The 24,846-nt window shown below is 59.1% G+C and carries 19 protein-coding genes and 1 pseudogene; 11 read left to right on the top strand and 9 right to left on the bottom strand.

All coding sequences use genetic code 11. The features are described from left to right. Positions 1-98 precede the first annotated feature (98 nt). The 4 genes from pncA to pncB all read left to right on the top strand — a co-directional run bounded on the left by pncA (position 99) and on the right by pncB (position 4,085). Entirely contained in the window at positions 99-692 is a 594-nt protein-coding gene (pncA, locus tag SJY21_RS10965) for a bifunctional nicotinamidase/pyrazinamidase (protein ID WP_377510289.1), read from the top strand. A gap of 144 nt (positions 693-836) precedes the next feature. Next, positions 837-1,976: a VWA domain-containing protein gene (locus tag SJY21_RS10970; protein ID WP_377510292.1), complete on the top strand. Its 1,140-nt coding sequence runs from the start codon at positions 837-839 to the stop codon at positions 1,974-1,976. A 170-nt stretch (positions 1,977-2,146) separates the two neighbouring features. Further along, positions 2,147-2,734: a DUF2585 family protein gene (locus tag SJY21_RS10975; protein ID WP_377510295.1), complete on the top strand. Its 588-nt coding sequence runs from the start codon at positions 2,147-2,149 to the stop codon at positions 2,732-2,734. Between the two features lie 58 nt (positions 2,735-2,792). Then, complete coding sequence (gene pncB, locus SJY21_RS10980) at positions 2,793-4,085, top strand: nicotinate phosphoribosyltransferase (protein ID WP_377510298.1); 1,293 nt, start codon at positions 2,793-2,795, stop codon at positions 4,083-4,085. Between the two features lie 44 nt (positions 4,086-4,129). Here pncB and SJY21_RS10985 read toward each other — a convergent pair whose 3' ends face one another. From SJY21_RS10985 to SJY21_RS11015, 7 genes are all read right to left on the bottom strand, one after another. Further along, positions 4,130-4,738, bottom strand: a complete 609-nt coding sequence (locus SJY21_RS10985) for a hypothetical protein (protein WP_377510301.1) — start codon at positions 4,736-4,738, stop codon at positions 4,130-4,132. Beyond that, on the bottom strand, positions 4,725-5,795 hold the full coding sequence (locus tag SJY21_RS10990) for a DUF262 domain-containing protein (protein ID WP_377510303.1): 1,071 nt from the start codon (positions 5,793-5,795) through the stop codon (positions 4,725-4,727). The genes SJY21_RS10985 and SJY21_RS10990 overlap by 14 nt, the downstream gene beginning before the upstream one ends. Before the next feature lie 83 nt (positions 5,796-5,878). Further along, positions 5,879-6,298 (bottom strand): alternative ribosome rescue aminoacyl-tRNA hydrolase ArfB, encoded by a 420-nt coding sequence (arfB, locus tag SJY21_RS10995; RefSeq protein ID WP_377510306.1) that lies wholly within the window; start codon positions 6,296-6,298, stop codon positions 5,879-5,881. A 276-nt stretch (positions 6,299-6,574) separates the two neighbouring features. Continuing rightward, positions 6,575-7,198, bottom strand: coding sequence for a queuosine precursor transporter (locus SJY21_RS11000; protein ID WP_377510309.1), 624 nt, complete (start codon positions 7,196-7,198; stop codon positions 6,575-6,577). Between the two features lie 92 nt (positions 7,199-7,290). Continuing rightward, positions 7,291-8,211 carry a penicillin-insensitive murein endopeptidase gene (mepA, locus tag SJY21_RS11005; RefSeq protein ID WP_377510312.1) on the bottom strand — a complete coding sequence of 307 codons (921 nt, stop codon included), beginning with the start codon at positions 8,209-8,211 and terminating at the stop codon, positions 7,291-7,293. Further along, positions 8,181-9,572: an MFS transporter gene (locus tag SJY21_RS11010; protein ID WP_377510315.1), complete on the bottom strand. Its 1,392-nt coding sequence runs from the start codon at positions 9,570-9,572 to the stop codon at positions 8,181-8,183. Before SJY21_RS11010 ends, mepA begins: the two co-directional genes overlap by 31 nt. A 62-nt stretch (positions 9,573-9,634) precedes the next feature. Further along, complete coding sequence (locus SJY21_RS11015) at positions 9,635-10,201, bottom strand: acyl-CoA thioesterase (protein ID WP_377510318.1); 567 nt, start codon at positions 10,199-10,201, stop codon at positions 9,635-9,637. Between the two features lie 112 nt (positions 10,202-10,313). Between SJY21_RS11015 and SJY21_RS11020 the strand changes: the two genes are divergently transcribed. The 5 genes from SJY21_RS11020 (at position 10,314) to pbpC (ending at position 21,098) form a co-directional block, all read left to right on the top strand. After that, the gene (locus SJY21_RS11020; RefSeq protein WP_377510320.1) at positions 10,314-10,601 is read left to right on the top strand and encodes a YggT family protein; all 288 of its coding nucleotides are present in this window, start codon (positions 10,314-10,316) and stop codon (positions 10,599-10,601) included. Positions 10,602-10,677: 76 nt separating this feature from the next. Beyond that, positions 10,678-12,711 carry a DNA helicase RecQ gene (recQ, locus tag SJY21_RS11025; protein WP_377510323.1) on the top strand — a complete coding sequence of 678 codons (2,034 nt, stop codon included), beginning with the start codon at positions 10,678-10,680 and terminating at the stop codon, positions 12,709-12,711. A gap of 49 nt (positions 12,712-12,760) precedes the next feature. After that, positions 12,761-13,534: a peroxide stress protein YaaA gene (yaaA, locus tag SJY21_RS11030; RefSeq protein WP_377510326.1), complete on the top strand. Its 774-nt coding sequence runs from the start codon at positions 12,761-12,763 to the stop codon at positions 13,532-13,534. A gap of 104 nt (positions 13,535-13,638) precedes the next feature. After that, positions 13,639-19,065 carry an alpha-2-macroglobulin family protein gene (locus SJY21_RS11035; RefSeq protein ID WP_377510329.1) on the top strand — a complete coding sequence of 1,809 codons (5,427 nt, stop codon included), beginning with the start codon at positions 13,639-13,641 and terminating at the stop codon, positions 19,063-19,065. Continuing rightward, complete coding sequence (gene pbpC, locus SJY21_RS11040; protein ID WP_377510332.1) at positions 19,062-21,098, top strand: penicillin-binding protein 1C; 2,037 nt, start codon at positions 19,062-19,064, stop codon at positions 21,096-21,098. Before SJY21_RS11035 ends, pbpC begins: the two co-directional genes overlap by 4 nt. Here pbpC and SJY21_RS11045 read toward each other — a convergent pair. Then, on the bottom strand, positions 21,095-22,270 hold the full coding sequence (locus tag SJY21_RS11045) for an acetyl-CoA C-acyltransferase family protein (RefSeq protein ID WP_377510335.1): 1,176 nt from the start codon (positions 22,268-22,270) through the stop codon (positions 21,095-21,097). The two genes, pbpC and SJY21_RS11045, sit on opposite strands and share 4 nt — an antisense overlap. 96 nt (positions 22,271-22,366) lie before the next feature. On the opposite strand from SJY21_RS11045, the gene SJY21_RS11050 reads away from it, so the two are divergent. Next, positions 22,367-23,551, top strand: a complete 1,185-nt coding sequence (locus SJY21_RS11050; RefSeq protein WP_377510338.1) for a glycine C-acetyltransferase — start codon at positions 22,367-22,369, stop codon at positions 23,549-23,551. Continuing rightward, positions 23,548-24,586, top strand: a pseudogene (gene tdh, locus SJY21_RS11055) (L-threonine 3-dehydrogenase). Before SJY21_RS11050 ends, tdh begins: the two are co-directional and overlap by 4 nt. Positions 24,587-24,621: 35 nt before the next feature. On the opposite strand, the gene SJY21_RS11060 reads toward tdh, so the two are convergent. After that, entirely contained in the window at positions 24,622-24,789 is a 168-nt protein-coding gene (locus SJY21_RS11060) for a hypothetical protein (RefSeq protein WP_377510340.1), read from the bottom strand. Positions 24,790-24,846: the final 57 nt, after the last annotated feature.

Raw genomic sequence — 24,846 nt, forward strand, 5'->3', positions numbered from 1 at the left:
CGCGTTTTGATCCTGTCGGGCGGGTGGGTCAAGACCCACCTTACGTTGCCCGCGCATTTGGGTAAGGTGGGTTTCAACCCATGCCACCGGAGACCCAAATGACCCACGCCCTACTTGTCATCGACGTCCAGAACGATTTTTGCCCCGGTGGTGCCCTCGCCGTGCCCGAAGGTGATGTGATCGTGCCGGGCATCAACGCACTGATGGATGATTTCGCAGCAGTGATCCTGACGCAAGACTGGCATCCGGCTGGGCATTCGTCATTTGCCTCCAGCCACGGTGCCGACCCGATGACCATGATCGACATGCCCTACGGCCCCCAAGTCCTCTGGCCCGATCACTGCATCATTGGCAGCGAAGGAGCGCAGTTCCACGCGGACCTGAACACGAACCGCGCAGACATGATTATCCGCAAGGGATTTAACCCCGCCATCGACAGCTACTCGGCCTTCTTCGAGAATGATCACACGACGCCCACTGGGCTGGAAGGCTACCTGCGCACACGCGGCATAACGACCCTTACTATGGTCGGCCTCGCCACCGATTTTTGCGTCAACTACTCGGCCGTGGACGCCGCCAAGCTGGGGCTCGACGTGACCGTGCGCACCGACCTCTGCCGCGCGATTGATTTTGACGGGTCGCTGGACGCGGCTGTGGCAGGGATGAAAGGGGCGGGTGTCACGTTGGTTTGACCGGTCAAGCCCGTGACGAATCGTACCCAACACGTATCCCTAGATCTGATCTGGAAACGCGGTTACCACCCGTCGGAATCCTAAGATTTTGACGAATGACCTAATCGCGGTAGAGTAACCGGCAGTAACGAGGATTCCATCATCATGCGTTTGATCATCTTGACCAGCACCGCGCTCACGCTTTTTTTCTCCACAGCTGTTTCGGCCCAACGTCTTGGCGAAACCTGTCAGGCACTTTTTGACGAGATTACAGCCGATGTTGTGGTCGATATCGACCAGTGCATCCCGACAATTCCATCTTACGACTTAGAAACCTGCATTCGCCCCCCCGGTCTCGATGGCGAATTGCCTGCGTCACATCTGATCCTTGCGATTGATGCCTCTGGTTCAATGGCCGGCTCACTGGGCGGTGAAACGAAAATGGAAATCGCCAAGCGCGAAGCGGTGAGCTTTCTTGCGGACCTTGACGAGAACATTGCTGTCGGATTGGTCGTCTATGGGCATCGCGGCAACAATGGACAGGATGGCAAGGCCGAGTCTTGTGCGTCGTCAGAGCTGATCCATGGATTTGATGTGGACCGCGCTGATCTCGCCATGTCAATTGAAGGGCTAAGCCCAACAGGCTGGACTCCCATGGGCGGGGTTCTTGCCTACGCGGGTGAAATTTTGTCCACTCTACCCGAGCCAGATGGAGAGGATGTTCTTGCACCCGTCATCTATCTGATTTCCGATGGAGAAGAGACCTGCGACGGCGATCCGGTTTCTTCCGCCGCGGCTCTTTATGGCGCTGGTATCCGCACGACCGTCAATACAATCGGTTTTGCGGTGGACGCTGAGACACAGCGGCAACTTCAGGCAGTGGCAGATGCAGGGGGCGGAACATTCTACCCAGCCGAAACAGGAAGCATCCTTCGCCAACGGCTTCAGGAAATTGCCCAGTCCGAACGCGATATGATCAGCTACGAGTTCTGCGTCCAAGGGAATGCGAACCGCATTCATCAGGCCTTTTCCGAAGTTTCCGGACCCGCAGTGCGTTGTTTCAACGCCAACTCACCGCAACGTCTGCTTCAAGCCGTGATGTTGGCCAACAACAAGGCGCGTGATGATGATCCGCTCTACAATGAGTGCAGCACGCAGATGGTTTTTGAAGCCTCCGATATCGCCACTGCAACCAATAGTTGGGTGACCGATGTGATCTACCCCTTCGAAGGCATCGGACGGCAGCTTCAAAACGAACACCTGAGTGAGCACGGCTTTCCGCCGCGACATCCGCCAGGAGAATAGACGCCAAACCGCCGTTTTGCCGCGTACTTTGTTAGCTGTGCGTCTTGCTGATTATCACGCGGCGCATTCTTCCAGCTTTCGCACGGAACAGACACGTAGATCCCGCCCCATTCTCGCCACATCCCCCTGTTAACCAAGCTTCAATTACGAGCAGAATACAGGAGCCGCAAATGGCCCGCACATCGCTTTATACCTTTGCCATCACCGGCATTTTTCTTATTGCAGGAACGCTTTGGCTGTGGGGGCAGCCGTTGATTTGCACCTGTGGTGAGGTCAAGCTCTGGATCAATTCCATCTTTGACGGAGGCAATTCCCAACATATCGCCGATTGGTATACGCTGTCCCATATCCTCCACGGCGTCCTCATCGCGCTTGTCGGGCGGCTGGTCTTTCCGCGCGTCAGTTTCGAGGTGCTGCTACTGATCGCCGTCACTTCGGGCATCTTCTGGGAGATCATCGAGCATACGAACTGGGTGCTTGATGCCTTCCGCGCCACCACGATCAACGCCGGATACCTTGGTGATAGTGTGCTGAACGCGGTCTGCGATTACCTCTTTATGCTCGCCGGTTTCTTTGCGGCCTACAACCTGCGCATCCCGCTTGTGATCGTCGGCGTTCTGGTCCTTGAACTGACCGCCGGGTTGATCGGGCGTGACAACCTGACGCTGTCCACGATCCAGCTGATCGCCCCGGTCGACGCGATCAACGACTGGCAGCAGGAATTGAACCCCGTCCCCTTCAACGGGATCACCAACTAGGGCTTGCGCGCCCGCCCCCGCCTTTGATCTAAACGGTCCCAACAACAAGGGGGCCAATATGGTCGATATCGCCACACGCGTCTGGAACCACCGCTGGAAGATCGACCCGATCGTCCGTTCCCTGATTGATACGGATTTCTACAAGCTGCTGATGTGCCAGTCGGTGTTTCGCAACAAACCCGATGTGAACGTCAAGTTCTCGCTGATCAACCGCACGAAATCCGTCCGCCTTGCCGAACTGGTGGATGAAGGAGAGTTGCGCGAACAGCTTGATCATATCCGCTCACTGTCCCTCACCCGTGGGGAATCCACTTGGCTGCGCGGTAACACATTTTACGGCAAGCGGCAGATGTTCACCCCCGCCTTTGTCGAATGGTTCGAGAACCTGGCGCTGCCGCCTTACCACCTTGAGAAGAAGGACGGCCAATATGAACTGACCTTCGAGGGCAAATGGCCCGAGGTCATGATGTGGGAAATCCCCGCGCTCGCCGTGTTGATGGAACTGCGGGGCCGCGCGGTGCTGGGCACGATGGGGCGGTTTGAACTGCAAGTCCTCTATGCCCGCGCCATGACGAAAGTCTGGGAAAAGGTCGAGCTGTTGCGCCCGCTTGACGGTCTCAAGGTTGCTGATTTCGGCACCCGTCGCCGCCATTCGTTCCTCTGGCAGGACTGGTGCGTGCGCGCCATGCACGAAGGGTTGGGGACCGGTTTCACCGGCACCTCGAACTGCCTGATCGCCAAGGAACGCGACCTTGAAGCGATCGGCACCAACGCCCACGAATTGCCCATGGTCTATTCCGCGCTGGCCCCCGATGACGCGGCGCTGGCGCAGGCGCCCTATGACGTGCTGTCGGACTGGCACGAGGAACACGACGGCAACCTGCGCATCATCCTGCCCGACACCTACGGCACCCAAGGCTTCCTTGATAACGCGCCCGATTGGCTGGCAGGCTGGACGGGCATCCGCGTCGATTCAGGCGATCCGGCCGAAGGGGCCGAACGGGCAATCCGCTGGTGGACATCGCGTGGCGAGGACCCGCGCGAGAAGCTGGTGATCTTTTCAGACGGACTAGACGCCGACAAAATCGCGGAACTGCACCAGCAATTTCTGGGGCGCGTCAAAGTCAGCTTTGGCTGGGGCACCATGCTGACAAACGACTTCAAAGGACTGACGACAGGCGATGCCCTCGCCCCTTTCTCGCTGGTCTGCAAAGCGGTGGAGGCGAACGGGAAGCCCACCGTCAAACTGTCGGACAACCCGAACAAGGCGATGGGGCCAGAGGATGAAGTTGCGCGGTATAAGCGGGTGTTTGGAGTAGGGGAGCAGGAGAGCGTGGAGGTTGTGGTTTGAAATAGATTCTTGCTCGTTTCTGTCTTGAGGCAGCCAAGACGAATCTAGACTTCATTATATATGGTTGAAAGTGCAGACACCTTCCCGTGTATTATACGAAGAGTAATGTCGGCGCGGGCACTCTTTCGGTAAATTGCCAGTTTTCCAACTGTATCCGGGGTTTCATGGCCGGTCTTTAAATACTGTGGAATTGCTTTTTTGAAACCTTGCTCGGCCTCCTTACTGCTATGCGCGATAAAGTTTCTAAACCTGTGTAAGTCAGTTAGGGTCGAGGCAATCGGGTTAACGATATCTACCAAAGGGAACCCGTCTTCAAAAACCAAGTTGGCTACATTCCTGATGGTTTGAACGTTTCCCCAGTCTAAGAACTTGTTTCCGGCTTTTAATATTTCTTCGGCAGTATCCCAGCTTTCACAGTTGAGCTTACTTTGTACGCTCTTACCCTTGGCAGTTGCGTCTTCTACACAGAAATCTAGGAAGATCGCCCGAATCAGACGCTCATATGCCCTAAACAGTCGAAAGGTTACCGCTTCAGCTAAGAAATGATGCGATTCCCCGATCTCGTCCTGTGAAGTACTCGCAAGTTCTGAGATAAATCCAGAGAGCAATTCAGAATCCTCATCGAAAAGACGTAGCTCTTCAGTTATCGACAAGGTCTTCCTCGAGTTTCTTCAGAATATAGTTTGATCGTATGATTCGCGCTTGTGTGTCTGTTGTTGCAAGTGTTGAAGCACGGATGAAGTCTTTAAGATGCTCTGGTGCAGCAGCACGCTTCGGTTGCGGGCTGTAAGTGGCATAGTCGGCCGAAATAACATTAAGTAGTGATTTAAGCTTCTCCTTGTTCTGTAGGGACTCCGGCGTCAAATCAGTATTTTCTAAGTTATCGAAAGCTTGATGCACGTGTCCAATACAGCAAACTAGACTGAAATACATGTGCTTGCTTCGCCAGCTCGTGCTTTTGACCTCATCTTCATCGTAGATCGCGGCAACAAATTCTATCGCTTTGATCAGTCTTCCTGATGCGTCAGGTATCATGCCTTCTTCATCTTCGAAGGTTCGATAGGTTGCATCGACTGCCTTTGAGGACTGCATCTGTACAAGAAAGCAGCCCAAAAGGTCTGATGCGAGTTCTGCTTCGGACATTCTGTTCACATTGGTCTTTGTGAGGATTTTTGCAGAAAGCCAGTGGTCAACAAACTTGTAGCCAATCTCATACGCTGCGGATTTGAAAAACCCACTGAAAGAAGCGTTTCTCATTTCTTGTGCGTTCAGCTTAACGGTGTATCTGTTGATACGAGCAAAGATATCCAAGAGTTCGCTCAAAGGTGCTGCATTCAAGACGTCGCAACCCACTTCGTATGTGAGAAACTCTTCTCTTAATTCGGCGGGGAGTTGAGAGAACGTTTTGCCTGCTAATTCGCGGCTGTGGGCACGTGAAATCTTTATTCCATCATTCAGGAAATCAAAGATCGCTCTGAGCCTCTGTTGACCATCCACGACGATGCGTACGGTCTTCCCGTCCTTGAACTCCTGCATGAGAATTACTTTGGGAAACGGTTTCCCTTTGAGAATTGTATCAGCCAAGAACGCCTTGGCCGTTGATGACCAAACAGACCGCCTCTGAAACTCAGGTGACAAGTCAAGCTTGCCATCAACGTACCATTCGTTGAAGTCAGATATCGAATATGCTCGTACGTCGAATGCTTTCATCTCGGTTCCTTAGGGTGCCTTCGTGGCCACACTAACCTAGGCCAGTCAATTCAACAACGAGATGCAGGTTCTGCCAACAAGGTTTATTCAATCTTCCCCCTTAACGCCTTAACCTCCCCCCGCTTCTTCTTCGCGTCCACCCGTTTGCGCTTCTGGTTCGCTGACACCCGCGTTTTCACCCGCCGTTTCGGCACGACCAGCGCGGCGCGCACCAACTCTGCCAGCCGTTCCCGCGCCAACTCCCGATTGCGTGCTTGCGAGCGGGTGTCTTGGACGAAGATCACCAGTGCGCCCTCTTTGGTCCAGCGTTGTCCGGCCAGTCGCCGCAGCCGTGTCTTCATCGGCCCCGTCAGCGCGGGTGAACGCTCAGCCTCGAACCGCAGTTCCACGGCCGTGGACACTTTGTTCACGTTCTGACCACCAGGGCCGGAGGCGCGCGCAAAGCTTTCCGTCAGCTCCCACGCGGCAATCGTGATGTCATCGTTGATCCGTAAGTCGTCCATACGTTACCCATACGGTTTCCATATCCATTCCATATCACAAAAAGGGCCGCCCCGGCGATGGGACGGCCCTTTCGAGTTCGCGGAGGCGGTGGTCGGTTAGAACGCATCCACCTGAGTGTTCACATGGCCAAAGGCTGCTCTAGCCACGCACCTCCCAAGCTGTCCCGACACACTTCTCCAATCTCTCTAATGACAATGGATCACCTCCTCTCGTTGTTTCGCCTAAAGGTAGGTAAGCACAACTTGTTGGGATCGCCAAAAGAAAAATGACCACCCCTAGTGGGTTTGTTGCAGCCGTCCCACAATCAGGCGGAACGGGACCAGCGCCAGCAGGGCAATCGCCAGTTTGACACCCCAATCGGCGACAGCCAGCGTGACCCAAAGCGGGGCCATCGGACCGGCCAAAAGGAACGGCGCGGCATCTTGCGCCCATGCGATCTGTGCATCGGCATTCGCGCCAAACGACAGCAAGCCACTGAAAGCAATGGTGAAAAACAGCGCCGTGTCCACCGTCGATCCGATCAGCGTTGACGCAAGCGGCGCGCGCCACCATGCCCCGTCACGCAACCGCGCGAAAATTGCCACGTCCAGAAGCTGCGCCACAAGGAACGCCGTGGCCGACCCGATCGCGACACGCAGCGCAACGGCGGGGCCGAACTCAAGCATGATCTGGCTGCCGATCAGCGAACAGATGATCCCAACGACAAAGCCCACAAACACAACGCGCCGCGCAGGGCCAACGCCGTAAACGCGGTTCATCACATCCGTGACAAGGAACGCGAACGGATAGGTAAACGCCCCCCATGTCAGGAGTCCGTCAAGGATCAGGAACTGAACGAGGATATTGGAGGCCACGACAATGGCGGCCATGGCAAGAATGCCAGGAAGAATGCGGGTCATATTGGTTTCCGTTTTGACAAGGGTGCGGCGACTTGGCCCCCGTTTTGGGGACGCGCCCGTCTAGCGCCGCAACCGTCCCCCGTCAATCCGGCTTATTCGGATTCCAGAACTCCGACACACTGCACAGGCAGGCGCGCCATTGTCAGTTCCCGGCGTGGCTGCGCGGGGGCGGCATTCGGATCAGGGGGTGGCGGGTTCAGGATGTCATTGACCCAACGGCGCGCATCGGCGCAGCCATCACCGGCAGGCGGTGGCGCCTGATCCTCGCAGGTGCGATCACCGCGCGGGCAGGCAAGGCGCACGTGGAAATGATAGTGATGCCCATACCAGGGCCGGATCTTGTTCAGCCATGATCGGTCGCCGGTTTCCCATTCACACATCGCGACCTTGGCACCCGGAAAGACAAAGATGCGCGCGGTGCGCGGATCACTTGCCGCAGCGCGCAGCAGTTGCATGTGCTGGGTGGTCCAGCTGCTGTTCGTGTAAGCCCCGTTGGCGCGGCGCATGGAAATGGACGACAGCGATTCACGCTCGCCGCGCGAAAGGTTGAGCCTGTCTGGCGGCAACATCCAGATGTCGGCGTCAAGCCCGCTTTGGTGACTGCGATGGCCTGTCAGCATTGGCCCGCCACGGGGTTGCGACATATCCCCGACATAGAGCCCTTCCCATCCGGGCAGGGTTGCAGCAAAGCGCGACAGGTCTTGCACATAGTCAACCGTCACTGGCTGCGCCCAGTTGCGGTTGCGCGACAGGCGCATTGCCTGCCATGTGGGGCCGGTTTCGGGCAGTTGCACCGCCCCCGCCTGACAGCCACGGGCGTATCCGCCAAGGGCTTGGGGTGCTTGTGTGGACGGGCCGGACATCGCGCCGAACAGCGCCTTGGCCACCCGCGTGTCGCCTGCATTCTGGGTTGATACGGTCGCGGCCGCCTGGGTCACATCGGCGTCACGTTGACAGCCGGCTACCATGGCAAGTGCTAGGATCAGGGCGCCGGTATTGAGGATTTTGACCATTCGTCGCGATCTCCCTCTGGGTTAACGAAGCGTAACAGCAAATAGCCCGCCAAGAAAAGCAGGATCACGGGGGAAAAGCCCAAACGGGCATCTTGCAGCCACCAAGTGAACAATCCAATCAGGCCGGGGGCAAGAAACGCAGTTGCCTTGCCGGACAGCGCGAACAGACCAAAGGCTTCGGTCGGGCGTTCGGGGTGGGTGTGGCGCACCATCATGGACCGGCTGGCGGAATAAATGCCGCCGCCCGCGCCGCCGATGATCGCGCCGCAGATGTAGAACATGATGTCGGGCAGGGATGACCCTTGGGCCAATGGCACACCGAAAAACGTCTCGCGCGACATGGCGACGATGATCACGCAGACCACCATCAGGGTGATGATGCAAAAGGTAATGACGGGGCGCGGGCCGAACCTGCGGTCCATCCGTCCGGCGATGGATGTCGAGATCGCGGCGGTGATCGCCCCAACCACGCCGAACACCGCAATTTGCATCAACTGCCAGTCCAGAACCAGCGCAGCGTAAACCCCGCCGAAAGCATAAAGCGCATTCAACGCGTCACGATACAGCATCGACGAGATCAGGAAATTCAGCAGGCTCTTGCGCTTGACGACCCCCTTGAGCGAGGTCTTGAGATCGCGCAGCGCTTCGCCCATTCCGCCCTGACGGTTCGGGTCGCGCCCTTCACGCACATACATCCAATAGGGAATCATGAAGACGGCAAACCAGATGGCAATGAACGGCCCGACGATCCGCGTGCCTTCGCGCATTTCCCCGTCCAGCCCGAAGGGCGGCGGGTTGCCCAGCAGGGTTTTGCCCTCGGACAGTTCAAAGAAGAACACCAGCATGATGGCGAGTGAAACAACACCGCCCCAATAACCCAGCGCGGCCCCGTCACCGGAAATGCGCCCGATTTCTTCCTTGTCGCCAAGGCTGGGCAGGATCGCATTTGTAAAGATCAACGCGTATTCGGCCGCGATGAACGCGATAGAGAACGCAATCAGGCAAAACCAGATCGCTGACCCGTCCGGCACCATATACCAAAGCATCCACGCCGCGATCACATAGATGATCGAAAAGCCGATCAACCATGGCATCCGCCGCCCCGTGCTGTCGGCATAAGCGCCAAGGACGGGCGCGGTGATGGCGATGAACAGCCCAGCCAGCGTTTGACCCAAAGACCAAACCGTCTGTGCCTGTGCGTCAGCCGCCCCTTCGGCCATGCCACCGGTCATGAAGTATTCGGCGGCAACCACCGCGAAATACGGACCAAAGATAAATGTCAGACCAAGTGTGTAAAAAGGTTGCGTGGCCCAATCAAAAGCCATCCATCCGAAGATGCGTTTGCGCGCTGCCGTTGCCATTCTGGCGTCCCCCGTTTTTCAGGGATAAGACCCGTTGCGCGGCAATCTGGCAAGGCATGATCTTAGGAGGCGATGGAAAGCCGTTCTTCTGCGGCGTCTTGCATTGGCGGCCAGGGGCGCGTGGCTTCGGCAGCGATCCAGTTTTGCACCCACGCGGCAGGTTCGGGGCGCGGCGCGGTGATGCCAAGCGCGGCAATCAACTGGTCAGTCGGCACGGCGCGGTTCTTTTCCACCACGGCGGTGCGAAACAGCACATGGCTGGCGCATTCGCCGTTCTTTTTGAACATACCCTGTTCAATATAGACGAACCGTTCGTCCCATGTGGCGATCCGCGTGCGTGTCTCGAACGTTTCAAACGGCGTGATGCGGCGGCGATACCGGATCGACGTGCCCGCGACCGTCAGCCCCCATTTGCGTTCTTTCAGCAGCGCCCAAAGCCCCATGCGCACCGCCGCCTGAAAGCGCCCCATCTCGTAAAGTGTCAGGATGCGCCCGTTGTTCATTTCCATGAAGATATCGCAGTCCAGCGGCCAGCAACGGTGCTGTGACACATGCGGGTCCAGCGGTGACATCGCGGGCATACGCCGCGATTTGATCAGGGAATGGGCAAGGCGAACAAAAGGATACATGCGGGATAGATATTCAAGTTGACGTTAACATCAAGCCATGACGCCACGGAAAGGCATTGCCCTTTGGCGTCTGCGTGCTTACCTCTCTCCCAATCGAAAAAAGGGGCCGCCAATGCAATCGTTGTTTCAAATTCTGCTATTGCTGCTTGATGTTGTCTGGTTCTTCATCATCGCGCACTTTATCATGAGTTGGCTGATCAGCTTTCAGGTTCTCAACATTCGCCAGCAGTTTGTGTCGCAGGTCTGGTATGGCCTGAGCCGGTTGCTTGACCCGATATATGCGCCGATCCGCCGGATATTGCCGCCAATGGGCGGGCTTGACCTCGCTCCGCTGGTCGCCCTGATCGGTCTGCAAATTGTCCGCATCCTCCTCAACAACAACGCGCATCTTTTCCTCTGACTCTTGCCCCCGATTCCGGCTTGTGAGACTGTGCTGTTAACGAGCAGTTAACAACAATCTGGCAGGTCCTTCGGGCATGAGTGCGGCCACGCTTCTTCGTGATGTTTTCGGATTCGACGGGTTTCGGCCCGGCCAACAAGAGATCGTGGAAGCCGTCACAGACGGACGCAACACCCTTGCCATCATGCCCACGGGTGGCGGTAAGTCCTTGTGTTTCCAGCTGCCAGCCTTGGTGCGTGATGGCGTCACTGTCGTCATATCCCCGCTGATTGCCCTGATGCGCGATCAGGTGCGCGGCCTGCGCGAAGCAGGGGTCGAAGCAGGCGCGTTGACATCCGGCAACACCGAAGAAGAAACCGATGCGGTTTGGCAGGCGCTTGAACAGGGCAGCCTGAAACTGCTTTACATGGCGCCTGAACGGCTTGCTTCGGGCGGCACCCAGCGGATGCTGCGTCAGGCTGGCGTGTCGATGATCGCCGTGGACGAGGCCCATTGCGTCAGCCAATGGGGCCATGATTTCCGCCCAGACTATTTGCGGATTGGCGAGTTGCGCCGCGCGCTGGATGTGCCGCTTGCCGCTTTCACCGCGACGGCTGATGCCGAAACCCGCGCCGAGATTGTGGAAAAACTGTTCGATGGTGCGCAGCCTGACACCTTTCTGCAAGGTTTTGATCGCCCTAACATCCACCTTGCATTTGCCGCCAAAGACGGTCCGCGTGCCCAAATCCTGAACTTTGCCAATGCCCGCAAAGGCCAATCCGGCATCGTCTATTGCGGCACTCGCGCGAAAACCGAAACGCTGGCCCGCGCGCTGGGCGAGGCGGGCCATACCGCCTGCCATTATCACGGCGGGATGGAGGCCGAGGACCGCCGCATTGTCGAACGCCGCTTTCAGCAAGAGGACGGTTTGATCGTCTGTGCTACTGTTGCCTTTGGCATGGGGATCGACAAACCCGATATCCGCTGGGTCGCCCACGCCGACCTGCCCAAATCAATCGAGGCCTACTATCAGGAAATCGGCCGCGCGGGTCGCGATGGTGCCCCCGCCGAAACCCTGACGCTGTTTGGCCCCGATGACATCCGCTATCGCCGCCAACAGATCGACGAAGGGCTTGCGCCCCCCGAACGCCGCGCCGCCGATCATGGCCGCCTCAACGCGCTGACCGGCTTGGCCGAGGCATTGACCTGCCGTCGCCAGTCCCTTTTGTCCTATTTCGGTGACGATCCGCAGCCCTGCGGCAACTGCGACCTGTGTGACAAGCCCGCCGATGTGTTCGATGGCACAACGGCAGTGCGCATGGCGCTGTCAGCCGCTTTGCGCACTGATGAAAGGTTCGGCGCGGGCCACCTGATCGACATTCTGCTGGGGAACATGACCGAAAAAGTCGCCCAGCGCAGTCACGATCAACTGCCGACATTCGGGGTGGGCAAGGAATATTCCCGCGTCCAGTGGCAGGCGATCTTCCGGCAGATCATGGGCCACGATCTGATGCGCCCTGATGCCGAACGCCACGGTGCGCTGCGGATGACCCAAAAGGCACGCCCGATCCTGCGCGACGAGGCAACGATCCAGTTGCGCCGCGACACGATCAGATTGGCGAAATCCGGCCCCAAAGTCCGCCAGATGGTCAGCGAGGAAGACGCGCCGCTGCTCTCCGCCCTCAAGGCGAAACGCCGTGCCTATGCCGAACAGCAAAGCGTCCCGGCCTATATCATCTTCAACGACCGCACCCTGATCGAAATGGCCGAAACACGCCCCCGTAACCTTGACGAAATGGCAGGGATTGGTGGCGTTGGCGCGAAAAAGCTGGACAGCTACGGAAAGGGTTTCCTTGAGGTGATCAATGGCGAGGTCGAAACCCTGCATCCGACTCGGCGCAAGCTGGCTGGACGGGCCGAAGGCGATGTTTACGACCGTCTATTGCAGGCGCAGGCTGATCTTGCGCGCGGCCCACAAGGTGCAGACAAGCCGATGTCGTGTTCCGCCTCGCAACTGGCCAAAGTCGCGCAAAAGAAACCATCCGATATCGACGCGTTGACCCGTTTGGTCGGGGATCGCCACGCCGAACGGTTTGGCGATGCCTTCTTGGAAGTCCTGTCTGAGGGTTGAGGTTGGCAACCTGCCTGCTATCTAAACGCTGAACGCCAAAGGATCGCCCATGCTGACTGTCATTTCCCCCGCCAAATCCCTTGATATGGACCCTGTGTCCATCGCGGCCACCCAGCCGGAATTTCAGGCCGATGCGGTGCGGCTGGCAAAGACGTCGCGCGGGCTGACGCTGAAAGCGTTGCGCGATCTGATGGGCATTTCCGACGATCTGGCACGCCTTAACCGTGACCGTTTTCGTGACTTTGCCGAAACTCCCGCGGCGGGTGCGACCAAGCCCGCTGCGCTGGCATTCAACGGCGATACCTATCAGGGGCTCGAGGCAAGAACGCTGACGGATGACGACATGCGCTATGCCCAAGACCACCTGCGAATCCTGTCAGGCCTTTACGGATTGTTGCGCCCTTTGGACGCGATCCAGCCCTATCGCCTGGAAATGGGGAGCCGCCTGAAAACCCGCCGCGGCACATCGCTTTATGACTACTGGGGCAACACGATTGCCAAGGCGCTCAACAAACAGGCCGCCGAAGTTGGGACCGATATTCTGGTCAACTGCGCCTCGCAGGAATACTTTGGCGCGGCAGATACCAAAGCGCTGAAACTGCGGGTGATCACGCCGGTTTTCATGGAAGTCAAAGACGGCAAACCCCGCATTGTCAGTTTCTTTGCCAAGCGGGCGCGGGGCGCGATGGCGCGCTACGTGATCGAACACCGTGCGACAACCGTTGACGACTTGCGCGGTTTCGACAGTGGCGGATATGCCTATGACGCTGATCTGTCCGACGGTGACAAACTGGTTTTCCTGCGCGACTACCCGGCGACATGATGCAGGCAGGTCGGGAAAACCTGACCAATTCCTGCACATGACGAATCTTGCATAATCAAGGAACCGGTGCGACCCTTGCTTCATTACACCAAGGGAGAATTCCGATGCGTGCATTTTTCGCGGCGATCATTTTCGGTCTGTTTGCTACAACCGCATTTGCGCAAGACATCGTTCCCGACAGGCGCGCCGCGATTTCCCAGAACGTCGATTTCTACGGATCAGACCTTGCCAATATTTTCGACACGACACTGGATGCCTGCCAGGCGGCCTGCCTCGCTAATTCACAGTGCCGCGCGTTCACGTTCAATCAGCGGTCTGGCGCGTGTTTCCCGAAAGGCGATGTCACGCAGGTTGAACCCTATGATGGTGCGATTTCGGCCCGGATTTATCTGACGAATCCTGCCGTTTTGGCGCAAGCGCAGGCGCGCATTTCCGATCTGTCCTTCCTGAATTCGGGTGACTTGAATGCGGCACGTTCCCTTGCCGTCCAGATGGGGCGTTTCCATTCGTCTGACGAGTATTCGGCGACTGACCTTTTGAATGCCGCGCGGGTGCGCGACCAAAGTAATGACAGGCTTGCCGCGCTCAAGTTCACAGGCGCGGCCCTTGCGATCACCGATGCGTCCGACCTTTGGCTTGAGTATTCACGCCGCGCCCGTGTGGTGACAAGCGGTGACAGCGGCGAACAACGCACCCTGCGTGCCCGCGCCCTTCCTGCCACGATAAATGGCTACCTGCGCGCCTTGTCCGTGCCTGAACAGGCGGCCGCCCTGCTTGATCTGGCCGATGCGCTTGAAGATGCAGACCGCGGCCGCACCAGCATCAACGCCCTGCGCCTGTCCAACACCATCCAACCGCGCCGCGACACGCAGGCGAAACTGGAACGCGCCATCGGTCTGTTCGGCTTTCGCGTGGCCGATACCGAAGTCGAAAGCGACAGCGCGACCCCGCGTATCTGCGCCACGTTCAATGAACCGCTTGTGCGCGCTGGTGTCGATTACGCGCCCTATGTCCAGCTTCCCGATTCCGCCTTGACGGTCGAGGCCGAGGATAACCAGATTTGCATTGACGGCGTCACGCATGGCACGCGCTATCGCGTTGTGATGCGTGCCGGCTTGCCTGCGGCGTCTGGTGAAACACTGATCAATCCTGTCGAGCTGAGCTTTTATGTGCGTGACCGCACCCCCGGCGCGCGATTCACCGGGCGCGCCTATGTTCTGCCCCGCACTGGCGAGGCGGCCTTGCCGATCGAAACCGTGAACACCGACGAACTGGACCTGACCCTGCGCCGCGTGAGTGACCGCAATATCATCCGCTCAATCCAAGACGGCTATTTCGCGCGCCCGCTTTACCCCTATCAGGAAGGCACCTTTGCCGATCAGGTGGCCGAGGAAATCTGGCAAGGCACAGCGATCGTCGCGAACGATCTGAACCGCGATATGACGACCCGCCTGCCGATGGACGAGGCCATCGCAGGGCAGCCCGCCGGTGTTTATGTTCTCTCTGCCGCGATCCCCGGCGCTGACCCTTACGAGGCACCCGCCGCAACACAGTGGTTCGTTCTGTCCGACCTTGGCATTGCCACAATGCTGGGCAATGACGGGTTGACGGTCATGGTGCGCGGCCTTGGCGATGCAACTGCGCGCGGTGATGCGACTGTGACACTGCTGTCGCGCGCCAACGCGGTGCTGGGCACAGCCCAAACGAATGGTGAAGGTGTTGCGCAATTCGCCGCTGGCCTGACCCGCGGAACGGGGTCATCCGCGCCCGCCCTTGTCACGGTTGAACAAGGCGACGACATGGCGTTCCTGTCCTTGACCGACCCCGCCTTTGATCTGTCCGACCGTGGCGTGGAAGGGCGTGAACCCAGCCCGCCGATGGATGTTTTCCTTGCCACGGATCGCGGCGCTTATCGTGCTGGAGAGGTGATCCATGTGACCGCCCTGATGCGCGATGCCACGACCCAAGCCCTGCCCAATGTGCCGCTGACAGCAATCCTGTCACGCCCTGATGGCGTCGAGTACAGCCGGATCGCTTCGGTGGACGATCTGGCGGGCGGGCATGTGTTTGCCCTGCCGGTTGCCGGTTCCGCCCCGCGAGGCACTTGGCGCATAGACCTCAAGGCGGATGTGGACGCGCCCGCGCTCGCGACCCGTTCGGTGCTGGTCGAGGATTTCCTGCCCGAACGCATTGATTTTGACTTGGCCCTGCCAGACACCCTGCGCCAAGGCGACAGCCCGCCGCTGACGATATCGGCACGCTATCTGTTCGGCCCGCCCGCTGGCGATTTGCCAATCGAGGGTGAGGCACTGCTGCGCGCGGCGCAATCCATCGACGGTTTCGAGGGCTACGCCTTCGGGCGCTATGACGATCCGGTCAACGCACGCCTGACGTCACTTTCTGCGGGGCGCACCGCCGCCGATGGGGCGGCCCAGGTCATGATTGATATGCCCGATGTCAATGCAGCCGGACGTCCGCTTGAACTGCGTGTCACGACCCGCATCAGCGAAGGATCGGGGCGCCCCGTTGAACGCCAGATCACAGCGCCCGTTCTGCCCGAATCCGCGATGATCGGGATCAAGCCGCTGTTTGACGGCGTGATCGAGGAAAACAGCGAAGCGCGCTTTGCGGTGATCGGTCTGTCGCCCGATCTGACAGCCGAACCGATGCAGGTGCAATGGACGGTAAACCGCGTGCGCACGCGCTATCAATGGTATCAGATTGGTGGCAACTGGAACTGGGACCCTGTCACAACCCGCACGCGGATTGCCACAGGCGAAGCGATGTTGGGCGACACACCCACCGACATCAGCGCGTCCGTTGAATGGGGCCGTTACGAGGTGGTCGTGGAACGGTTGGACGGTGAATACGTCGCCTCGTCAACCGATTTCTACGCCGGTTGGTATGCACCCGCCGATGCTGGCACCACGCCTGATCTGCTCGAAGCGTCGCTTGATGCCGCAAGCTACGCGATTGGCGACACGGCCAGTTTTCGGATTGTGCCGCGCTATGCGGGCACGGCCGTTGTCACTGTCATGTCTGATCGCGTAATCGCCATGAAAACCGTGCAAGTGACAGAAGGCGAAAACCTGATCCCGCTGCCCGTCACCGAAGAATGGGGCGCAGGCGCCTATGTGACGGCCAGCGTGATCCGCCCGATGGATGTCGCCGCCGGGCGCAACCCGGCGCGCGCACTGGGTCTGTCTTATGCGCCCGTCGATCCGGGCGATAAGGCGCTTGCCGTGTCACTGGACTGGAACGCCGATGTCGCCCCGCGCGGCCCAATGGATGTCAGTATTCAAGTTGATGGTGTCGCCGATGGTGAAACCGCATATGTGACGCTTGCCGCCGTTGATCTGGGTATCCTCAACCTGACAGGCTTCCAAAGCCCCGATCCCCAGGACCACTACTTTGGGCAACGCAAACTTGGCGTCGAATTGCGCGACATTTACGGGCGTTTGATTGACGGGATGAATGGTGCGATGGGATCGGTGCGTTCAGGCGGCGATGCGATGGCGCAGATGTCGATGCAATCCCCGCCACCGACCGAGGATCTGGTGACGTTTTTCGCCGGTCCCGTGACAGTCGGCGCGGACGGCACCGCCAATGTTTCGTTCGACCTGCCCGCATTCAACGGCACACTGCGCCTGATGGCGGTGGCGTGGTCGGGCAGCGGCGTTGGGCAAGCCGAGGCCGATGTGCTGGTGCGCGATCCGGTTGTCGTGACGGCCAGCGTGCCGCGTTTCCTTGCCCCCGGCGATCGCAGCCGCCTGTTGATCGAAGTGGTGCACGCCGATGGCCCCGCTGGCGAAATGCAGCTTGGGCTGACCCAAACCGGCCTGCTTTTGGATGGGCAACTGTTGCCGGATACATTCATGCTTGCACCCGAAGGCAAGGCGACATTCTCGGTTCCCTTCACGGCGCAAGAGGTCGGCGATCACGGGTTCACTGTGCAACTGACAACCCCTGACGGGACCGTTCTAACGCGCGATCTGGTCATGCCCGTGCGCGCGCTTGATCCCGAAATCTCGCGGACATCGCGGTTTACCCTCGCGGCGGGGGATACGTTTACGTTCGATGCCAATGTGTTCAACGGCCTGATGCCCCGCACTGGCAGCGCAACACTGTCAGTTGGCCCGCTTGCGCGTTTTGATGCGCCGGGACTGCTGCAAAGCCTTGATCGATATCCCTACGGCTGCACCGAACAGTTGACCTCGCGCGCGCTACCGCTGCTTTACTTTGATGACGTGGCCCAAGCCATGGGATTGGCAAATGCCGATCAGGTCGCGCAGCGGATTGATCAGGCAATCACCGAAATCCTTGCCAATCAATCCGCAAACGGGGCGTTCGGGTTGTGGCGTCCTTCGTCCGGCGATCTGTGGCTTGATGCCTACGTTACAGATTTCCTAAGCCGTGCACGGGCGCGTGGGCATGCGGTGTCTGATCGCGCGTTCCAGTCGGCAATGGATAACCTGCTCAACCGCGTCAACTATGCCCCCGACTTTGAAACCGGCGGCGAAGACATTGCCTATGCATTGATGGTTCTGGCCCGCGAAGGGGCGGCAGCGGTCGGCGATCTGCGCTATTTTGCAGACGAACGGGCAACCGCGTTTTCCACCCCGTTGGGCGCGGCGCAACTGGGCGCGGCGCTCGCCTTCTATGGTGATCAGACACGTGCGGACCGGATGTTCGCGCAGGCTTCGGCGCAGATCACACGCCGGATCAACGAGGTTGAAACGCCACTTTGGCGCATTGATTACGGCACCTATCTGCGTGACAGCGCGGCCGTTCTGACCCTCGCGGTCGAGGCCGGATCCAACGCCGTTGATCGTGACATGCTGGCCCGCCATATCGCGCGGCCCGGCGAATACGTTTCGACCCAGGAAGCCACCTGGAGCCTGATGGCCGCCAACGCACTGATTGACGATCTGCGCGAGACAGGCATCATGATCAACGGTGAAATTCCCGATGGCCCATTGGTGCGCGTCCTGAGCGACGATGTGACGGTGCAGCCAGTCAAGGTGGCCAACACCGGAACGGGTGAAACCGAACTGACCGTCACGACTTTTGGTGTGCCCGATGGCAACGAACCCGCAGGCGGGAACGGTTATGCCATCACACGGGAATACTACACGATGGAAGGCGCGCCGGCTGATCCTGCCGCTGTCACGGTTGGCACCCGATTGGTAACTGTGATCACCGTCGCGCCATTCGGGCGGCGCGAGGCGCGGCTGATCGTCAATGATCCGCTTCCCGCAGGTTTTGAGATTGACAACCCCAACCTGCTGCAAGGCGGCGATATCCGCGCGCTTGAATGGCTTGATCCCGTCCGCGGGGAAAACGCCGAATTCCGTTCCGAACGGTTTATCGCCGCCGTCAATTGGCGTTCGGATCAGGCGTTCCGCCTTGCCTATGTCGTGCGCGCCGTGTCTCCGGGGGCTTTCCATCATCCCGCCGCCAGCGTCGAGGACATGTATCGCCCACAATACCGCGCCCGCACCGACACAGGGCGGATCGTGATCAGCCAATGACGCGGCTTGCCCATTGCCTTGTTGCTGTGGCCTTGGCGATGGGCATTTCTGCCGGAACGCTTGATCAATTGCGCGCATGGGTGGCCGCGACTGATCTGCCACCGCTTGCCATCGACACCGCGGTCGAGGTGCTGGACCGCAACGGCGATTTGTTGCGCGCCTATACGGTTGCGGACGGGCGTTGGCGGATGGCTGTGACGTTGGAGGGGGTCGACCGAAACTATGTCGCGGCCCTGATCGCCTACGAGGACAAGCGGTTTTACGACCACGGTGGCGTCGATCTGATCGCGATGTCGCGGGCCTTTGGGCAAGCGTTGTGGAACAGGGGCGTCGTGTCTGGTGGATCAACACTGACGATGCAGGTCGCGCGACTGCTTGAGGACGGCAGCACCGGCACCCTGTCCGGAAAGCTGCGCCAGATCCGTGTGGCATGGGCGCTTGAAGCGCGATTTAGCAAGGATGAAATCCTGACGCTTTATCTGAACCGCGCGCCTTTTGGTGGCAACATCGAAGGGGTGCGCGCAGCGTCTTATGCATGGCTTGGCAAACCGCCCACGCGGCTGACACCCGCCGAAGCCGCCTTGATGGTTGCTTTGCCGCAATCGCCCGAACGGCGCAGGCCAGATCGCAACCCGCTCGCTGCCAACGCCGCGCGTGATCAGGTTTTGACGCGCGTCGCGGACGCGCTGGGCATGGATCAAAGCACGTTGATCGCTGCCAAAACAGAGTCTATTTCGGCCCAACGCGTCGATTTTCCCGCGTTCGCGCCGCATCTTGCTGACCGAGTCCTCGCGGATAGTCCAACCGCATCACGCCATCAATTGACGATTGACCGCGCGCTTCAGATCCAGATCGAAGCGCTTGCGCAAACGACAGTCGCGCCCTTGGGCGACAGGATCCAGATCGCGGTCCTCGTCGGTGATCATCAAAGCGGTGAAATCCTTGCTTCGGTCGGGTCAGCCGGCTTTCAGGCCGATCAGCGCCAAGGTTTTGTCGATATGACACAGGCTCTGCGCTCGCCCGGATCGACGCTCAAGCCGTTGATTTATGGTCTCGCATTTGATCAGGGCATGGCCCACCCCGAAACGTTGATCGCCGACCAACCTGTCAGCTTTGACGGCTATGCGCCGCAAAACTTTGACGGGCAATTTCGCGGTGATGTGCGGGTCCGCGATGCCTTGCAGATGTCGCTGAACATTCCCGTTGTCAGCATCCTTGACGCGATGGGGCCACAGCACCTGATTGCGGGGCTGCGCCGCGCTGGTGTGCAGCCCGAAGTGCCCGGTGGACGCGCTGGGTTGGCTGTGGGTCTGGGGGGTGTTGGCGTGACATTGCAAGACATTGTGCAGCTTTATGCCGGTATCGCCAACGGAGGAGAAGCGGTCGATTTGCGCTGGAACAGAGACGAAATCGACCAACAATCAGGCCAAACAATCCTTGGCAATGTGGCGGCCTGGCAGGTCGCGGACATCCTGCTGGAAACACCGCGCCCACGCGGCGTCATGGGGTCTGGCGTTGCCTTTAAGACGGGCACATCTTATGGCCACCGCGATGCTTGGGCGGTCGGGTTTGACGGGCGGCATGTGGTTGGTGTCTGGATGGGGCGGCCCGATGGCACGCCCGTGCCCGGTGCCTTTGGTGGCGATCTTGCCGCACCCGTCCTTTTCGCCACCTTCGAGCGGTTGAAATCACGGATCGACCCGATCGCCCCGCCGCCACCTGCCACACTGCTGGTCAGCAACGCACAGCTTCCCCTGCCATTGCAGCGCTTTCGCCCTCGCGGGCAGATTATCGCGGCAACAGGCGGCCCGCAGATCGTGTTTCCACCTGACGGCGCGATCATAGACGGCACGCAAATCATCGGGCGGATCAGCGATGGTCACGCGCCCTTCACGTGGCTGGCCAATGGCGCGCCCGTGGCAACAACGCAGACCCGCCAGCTTGACCTGACGGGCTTGGGTGCCGGGTTTTCGTCGCTCACGGTGATCGACGCGCAGGGGCTGAACGCGCGCGCCGTGTTTGAACTGCGCTAGAAGCGTTCGATCGCCAGCGCGATACCCTGCCCGCCACCGATGCACATGGTGATCAGCGCGCGCTTTCCCTTGATCCGCTCAAGTTCATACATTGCCTTGACCGTGATAATCGCACCTGTCGCCCCAACGGGATGGCCAAGCGCAATCGCGCCGCCATTCGGGTTCACGCGTTGGGGATCAAGCCCAAGTTCCTGCGTCACAGCGAGGGCTTGCGCGGCAAATGCCTCGTTTGATTCGATCACGTCGAAGTCATCCGGCCCAAGCCCCGTCTTGGCGAACAAACTCTGCACCGCGGGGACGGGCCCGATACCCATAACCTCGGGGCGCACACCTGCGTGACTGTAGCCCAAGACGCGGAACTTAGGCTCTAACCCGGCCTGAATCGCGGAATCGAGCCGCGCAAGCACTATCGCACCCGCGCCATCATTGATGCCCGAAGCATTGCCCGCCGTGACGGTTCCATCCTTTTGAAATGCGGGGCGCAGGTTGGCCAATCCATCAAGGGTCGTCGCCTTCGGGTGTTCGTCACGGTCAAAGGTAATCTCTTCGCGGCGTTTCCTGACCATGACGGGCACGACCTGACTGTCGAAATGACCGGCCGCGATTGCGCCCGCCGCCCGCTGCTGACTTTCCAGCGCAAATTCATCCTGTGCGGCACGGCTGATCCCGTGTTCTGCGGCAACGTTTTCCGCAGTGACACCCATATGCCCCGTCCCGAACGGGCAATTCAACGCACCCAGCATCATGTCGCGCATGGCGATATCGCCCATCTTGGCACCCCAGCGAACGTCCGAATTGATAAAGGGTGACCGGCTCATGCACTCGGCACCGCCAGCAAGCCCGAATTCGGCGTCACCCAGCATCAGCGCTTGCACGACCGACGCGATTGCCTGCACGCCTGATCCGCAAAGCCGGTTCACATTCATCGCAGGAACACTGTCGGGCACGCCTGCATCCATGGCCGCAACGCGCGACAGATACATATCACGCGGTTCGGTGTTGATAACATGGCCGTAGGCGACATCGCCGATCTGGTCGGCCCTGACACCCGCCCGTTGCAGTGCTGCCTTGGCGACTGTGGCCCCCAAGTCAATTGGTGGCGTTCCGGCCAAGGCACCCCCAAAGGTGCCAATCGCGGTGCGCGCGCCACCCAAGATCACGATTTCAGACATGTCAGCCCTTTCCGGTTTCCTGCTTGACCTCATCCTAAAAAACGCGCGGTGTGATGCCCAGCAGAACGTGCCGTAACTTGGATAAAGGATAACGCCATGACCGCCTTTCTGGACAGCATCACGACCCGTTTGGACGAGATTCGCGCGGACGGGCTGTGGAAAACCGAACGCCCGATAACCACAGCCCAAGGCACGCATATCGCCGTGGACGGACGCAAGCTGATCAATCTTTGCGCCAATAACTATCTTGGGTTGGCCAATCACCCCGCGCTTGTGGCTGCGGCCAGGGATGCAATGGATACACACGGGTTTGGCATGGCATCGGTGCGGTTCATTTGCGGAACGCAAGACCTGCATCGCCAGCTTGAACAGCGTCTTGCCACGTTTCTGGGGCATGACGACAGCATCCTGTTCGCTGCATGTTTTGACGCGAATGGCGCAGTGTTCGAGACACTTTTGACAGATCAGGATGCGGTGATTTCCGACGCTTTGAACCATGCGTCCATCATTGACGGCATCCGGCTTAGCAAGGCCAAGCGCTATCGCTATGCGACCTCGGATATGGATGATCTTGAGGCGCAGTTGCGTGCGGCCCGTGCCGCTGGTGCACAGCAAATCATGATCGCAACGGACGGTGTGTTTTCGATGGACGGCACCCTCGCGAAATTGCCCGAGATTCGCGCGCTTGCCGACACGTATGACGCTGTTCTGATGGTCGACGACTGTCACGCGACCGGATTTATCGGGCCGAAAGGGGCGGGAACGCCCACGCATTTTGGCATTACGGCTGATGTGGTGACGGGCACATTGGGCAAGGCGCTGGGTGGGGCGATTGGCGGCTATATTGCCGGTCCTCAGCCAGTGGTCGACCTGTTGCGCCAACGCGCGCGTCCCTATCTGTTTTCAAATGCGTTGCCGCCTTCAGTGGTTGCGGCCGGAATCGCCGTTCTAGATCTGGTCGAAAACGGTGATGATCTGCGCGGGCAGCTGTTTGACAATGCAGCGTTCTGGCGCGCGGGGTTAACTGACGCGGGCTTTGATCTGTTGCCTGGCGAGCATCCGATCATTCCGGTGATGACCTATGATGCCCGCAAGGCACAGGCCTTGGCGGCGCAACTGTTCGATCTTGGCGTCTATGTGTCGGGCTTTTTCTTTCCTGTCGTGCCGAAAGGGCAGGCGCGCATCCGCACGCAGATGAATGCCGCCCTGACCCACACCGATCTTGAACAGGCGCTGGCGGCCTTTGTGCAGGCTGGCAAAGCTACGGGAGTGATCTCATGAGCAATCAGATGAAAGCGCTGGTCAAGGCCAAGCCCGAAGTGGGCCTTTGGATGGAGCGCGCACCTGTGCCGGAAATCGGCCCCGAAGACGTACTGATCCGCATCAAAAAAACCGGCATTTGCGGCACTGATATCCACATATGGAACTGGGATGACTGGGCCGCGCATACGGTGCCCGTGCCAATGATCACCGGCCACGAATTCGCCGGTGAAATCGTCGAGATCGGGCGGGACGTCAAGGATCTGGAAATTGGCCAACGTTGTTCTGGCGAAGGGCATCTGATTGGCAAAACCAGCCGCCAAAGCCGTGCAGGCAAGTTTCACCTTGATCCCGGAACGCGCGGAATTGGCGTGAACGAACAGGGGGCCTTTGCTGAATACCTTCGTTTGCCTGCGTTCAATGTTGTCCCGCTGCCCGATGCGATTGATGACGAGATTGGCGCGATCCTCGACCCGCTTGGCAATGCCGTGCATACCGCCTTGTCGTTTGATCTGATTGGTGAGGATGTGTTGATCACGGGCGCGGGTCCGATCGGGATCATGGCGGCGGCGGTTGCCCGCCATGTTGGTGCGCGTCATGTGGTGATTACGGATGTGAAATCAGGACCGGCTTGATCTGGCAGCAACGGTCGCAGACGTGGTTCCGGTGAACGTTGCAACACACGATCTGGCTGAAACAGTGTCGAATCTAAAGATGAAACAGGGCTTTGACGTCGGGCTGGAAATGTCGGGAAACCAGCGTGCCCTTGATCAGATGGTCGAAAGCCTTGTGATGGGCGGGCGCATAGCATTGCTAGGTATTCCTCCGGGCAAAAGCCCCGTTGACTGGTCGCGTATCGTGTTCAAGGCGATCACGATCAAAGGGGTCTATGGCCGCGAGATTTTCGAGACCTGGTACAAAATGATTGCCATGCTTGAAAACGGTTTGGATGTGCGCCGGGTGATCACCCACCGCTTTCCGGTTGATAAATTTCAGGATGGATTTGCCGCGATGCTGTCAGGAAGCAGCGGCAAGGTCGTGCTTGACTGGACATAAGTGGCGGCGCGCCAGAAATCGGCGCGCCATCCGCATCATCGTAACCGACGGTTCCCAACGGTTGTGTCGCGCAGGTCGTCTTCACCGGTGATCAAGGTCCACAAGTGAAGCATTCCGATCGCTTCCTGTGTGCGGCGGCTTTCTTCTGGATGCGCTTCTTCAAGCTTCAACACCTTTACGCCGTCAATCATCATCGTTTTCATTCTCTCACCCTTTGGCACAATAACGCCCCCACGGATGAATTTGTCGCCAAGACCCTA

It is taken from the genome of Octadecabacter sp. R77987, assembly GCF_042466115.1.
Taxonomy (GTDB): Bacteria; Pseudomonadota; Alphaproteobacteria; order Rhodobacterales; family Rhodobacteraceae; genus SW4.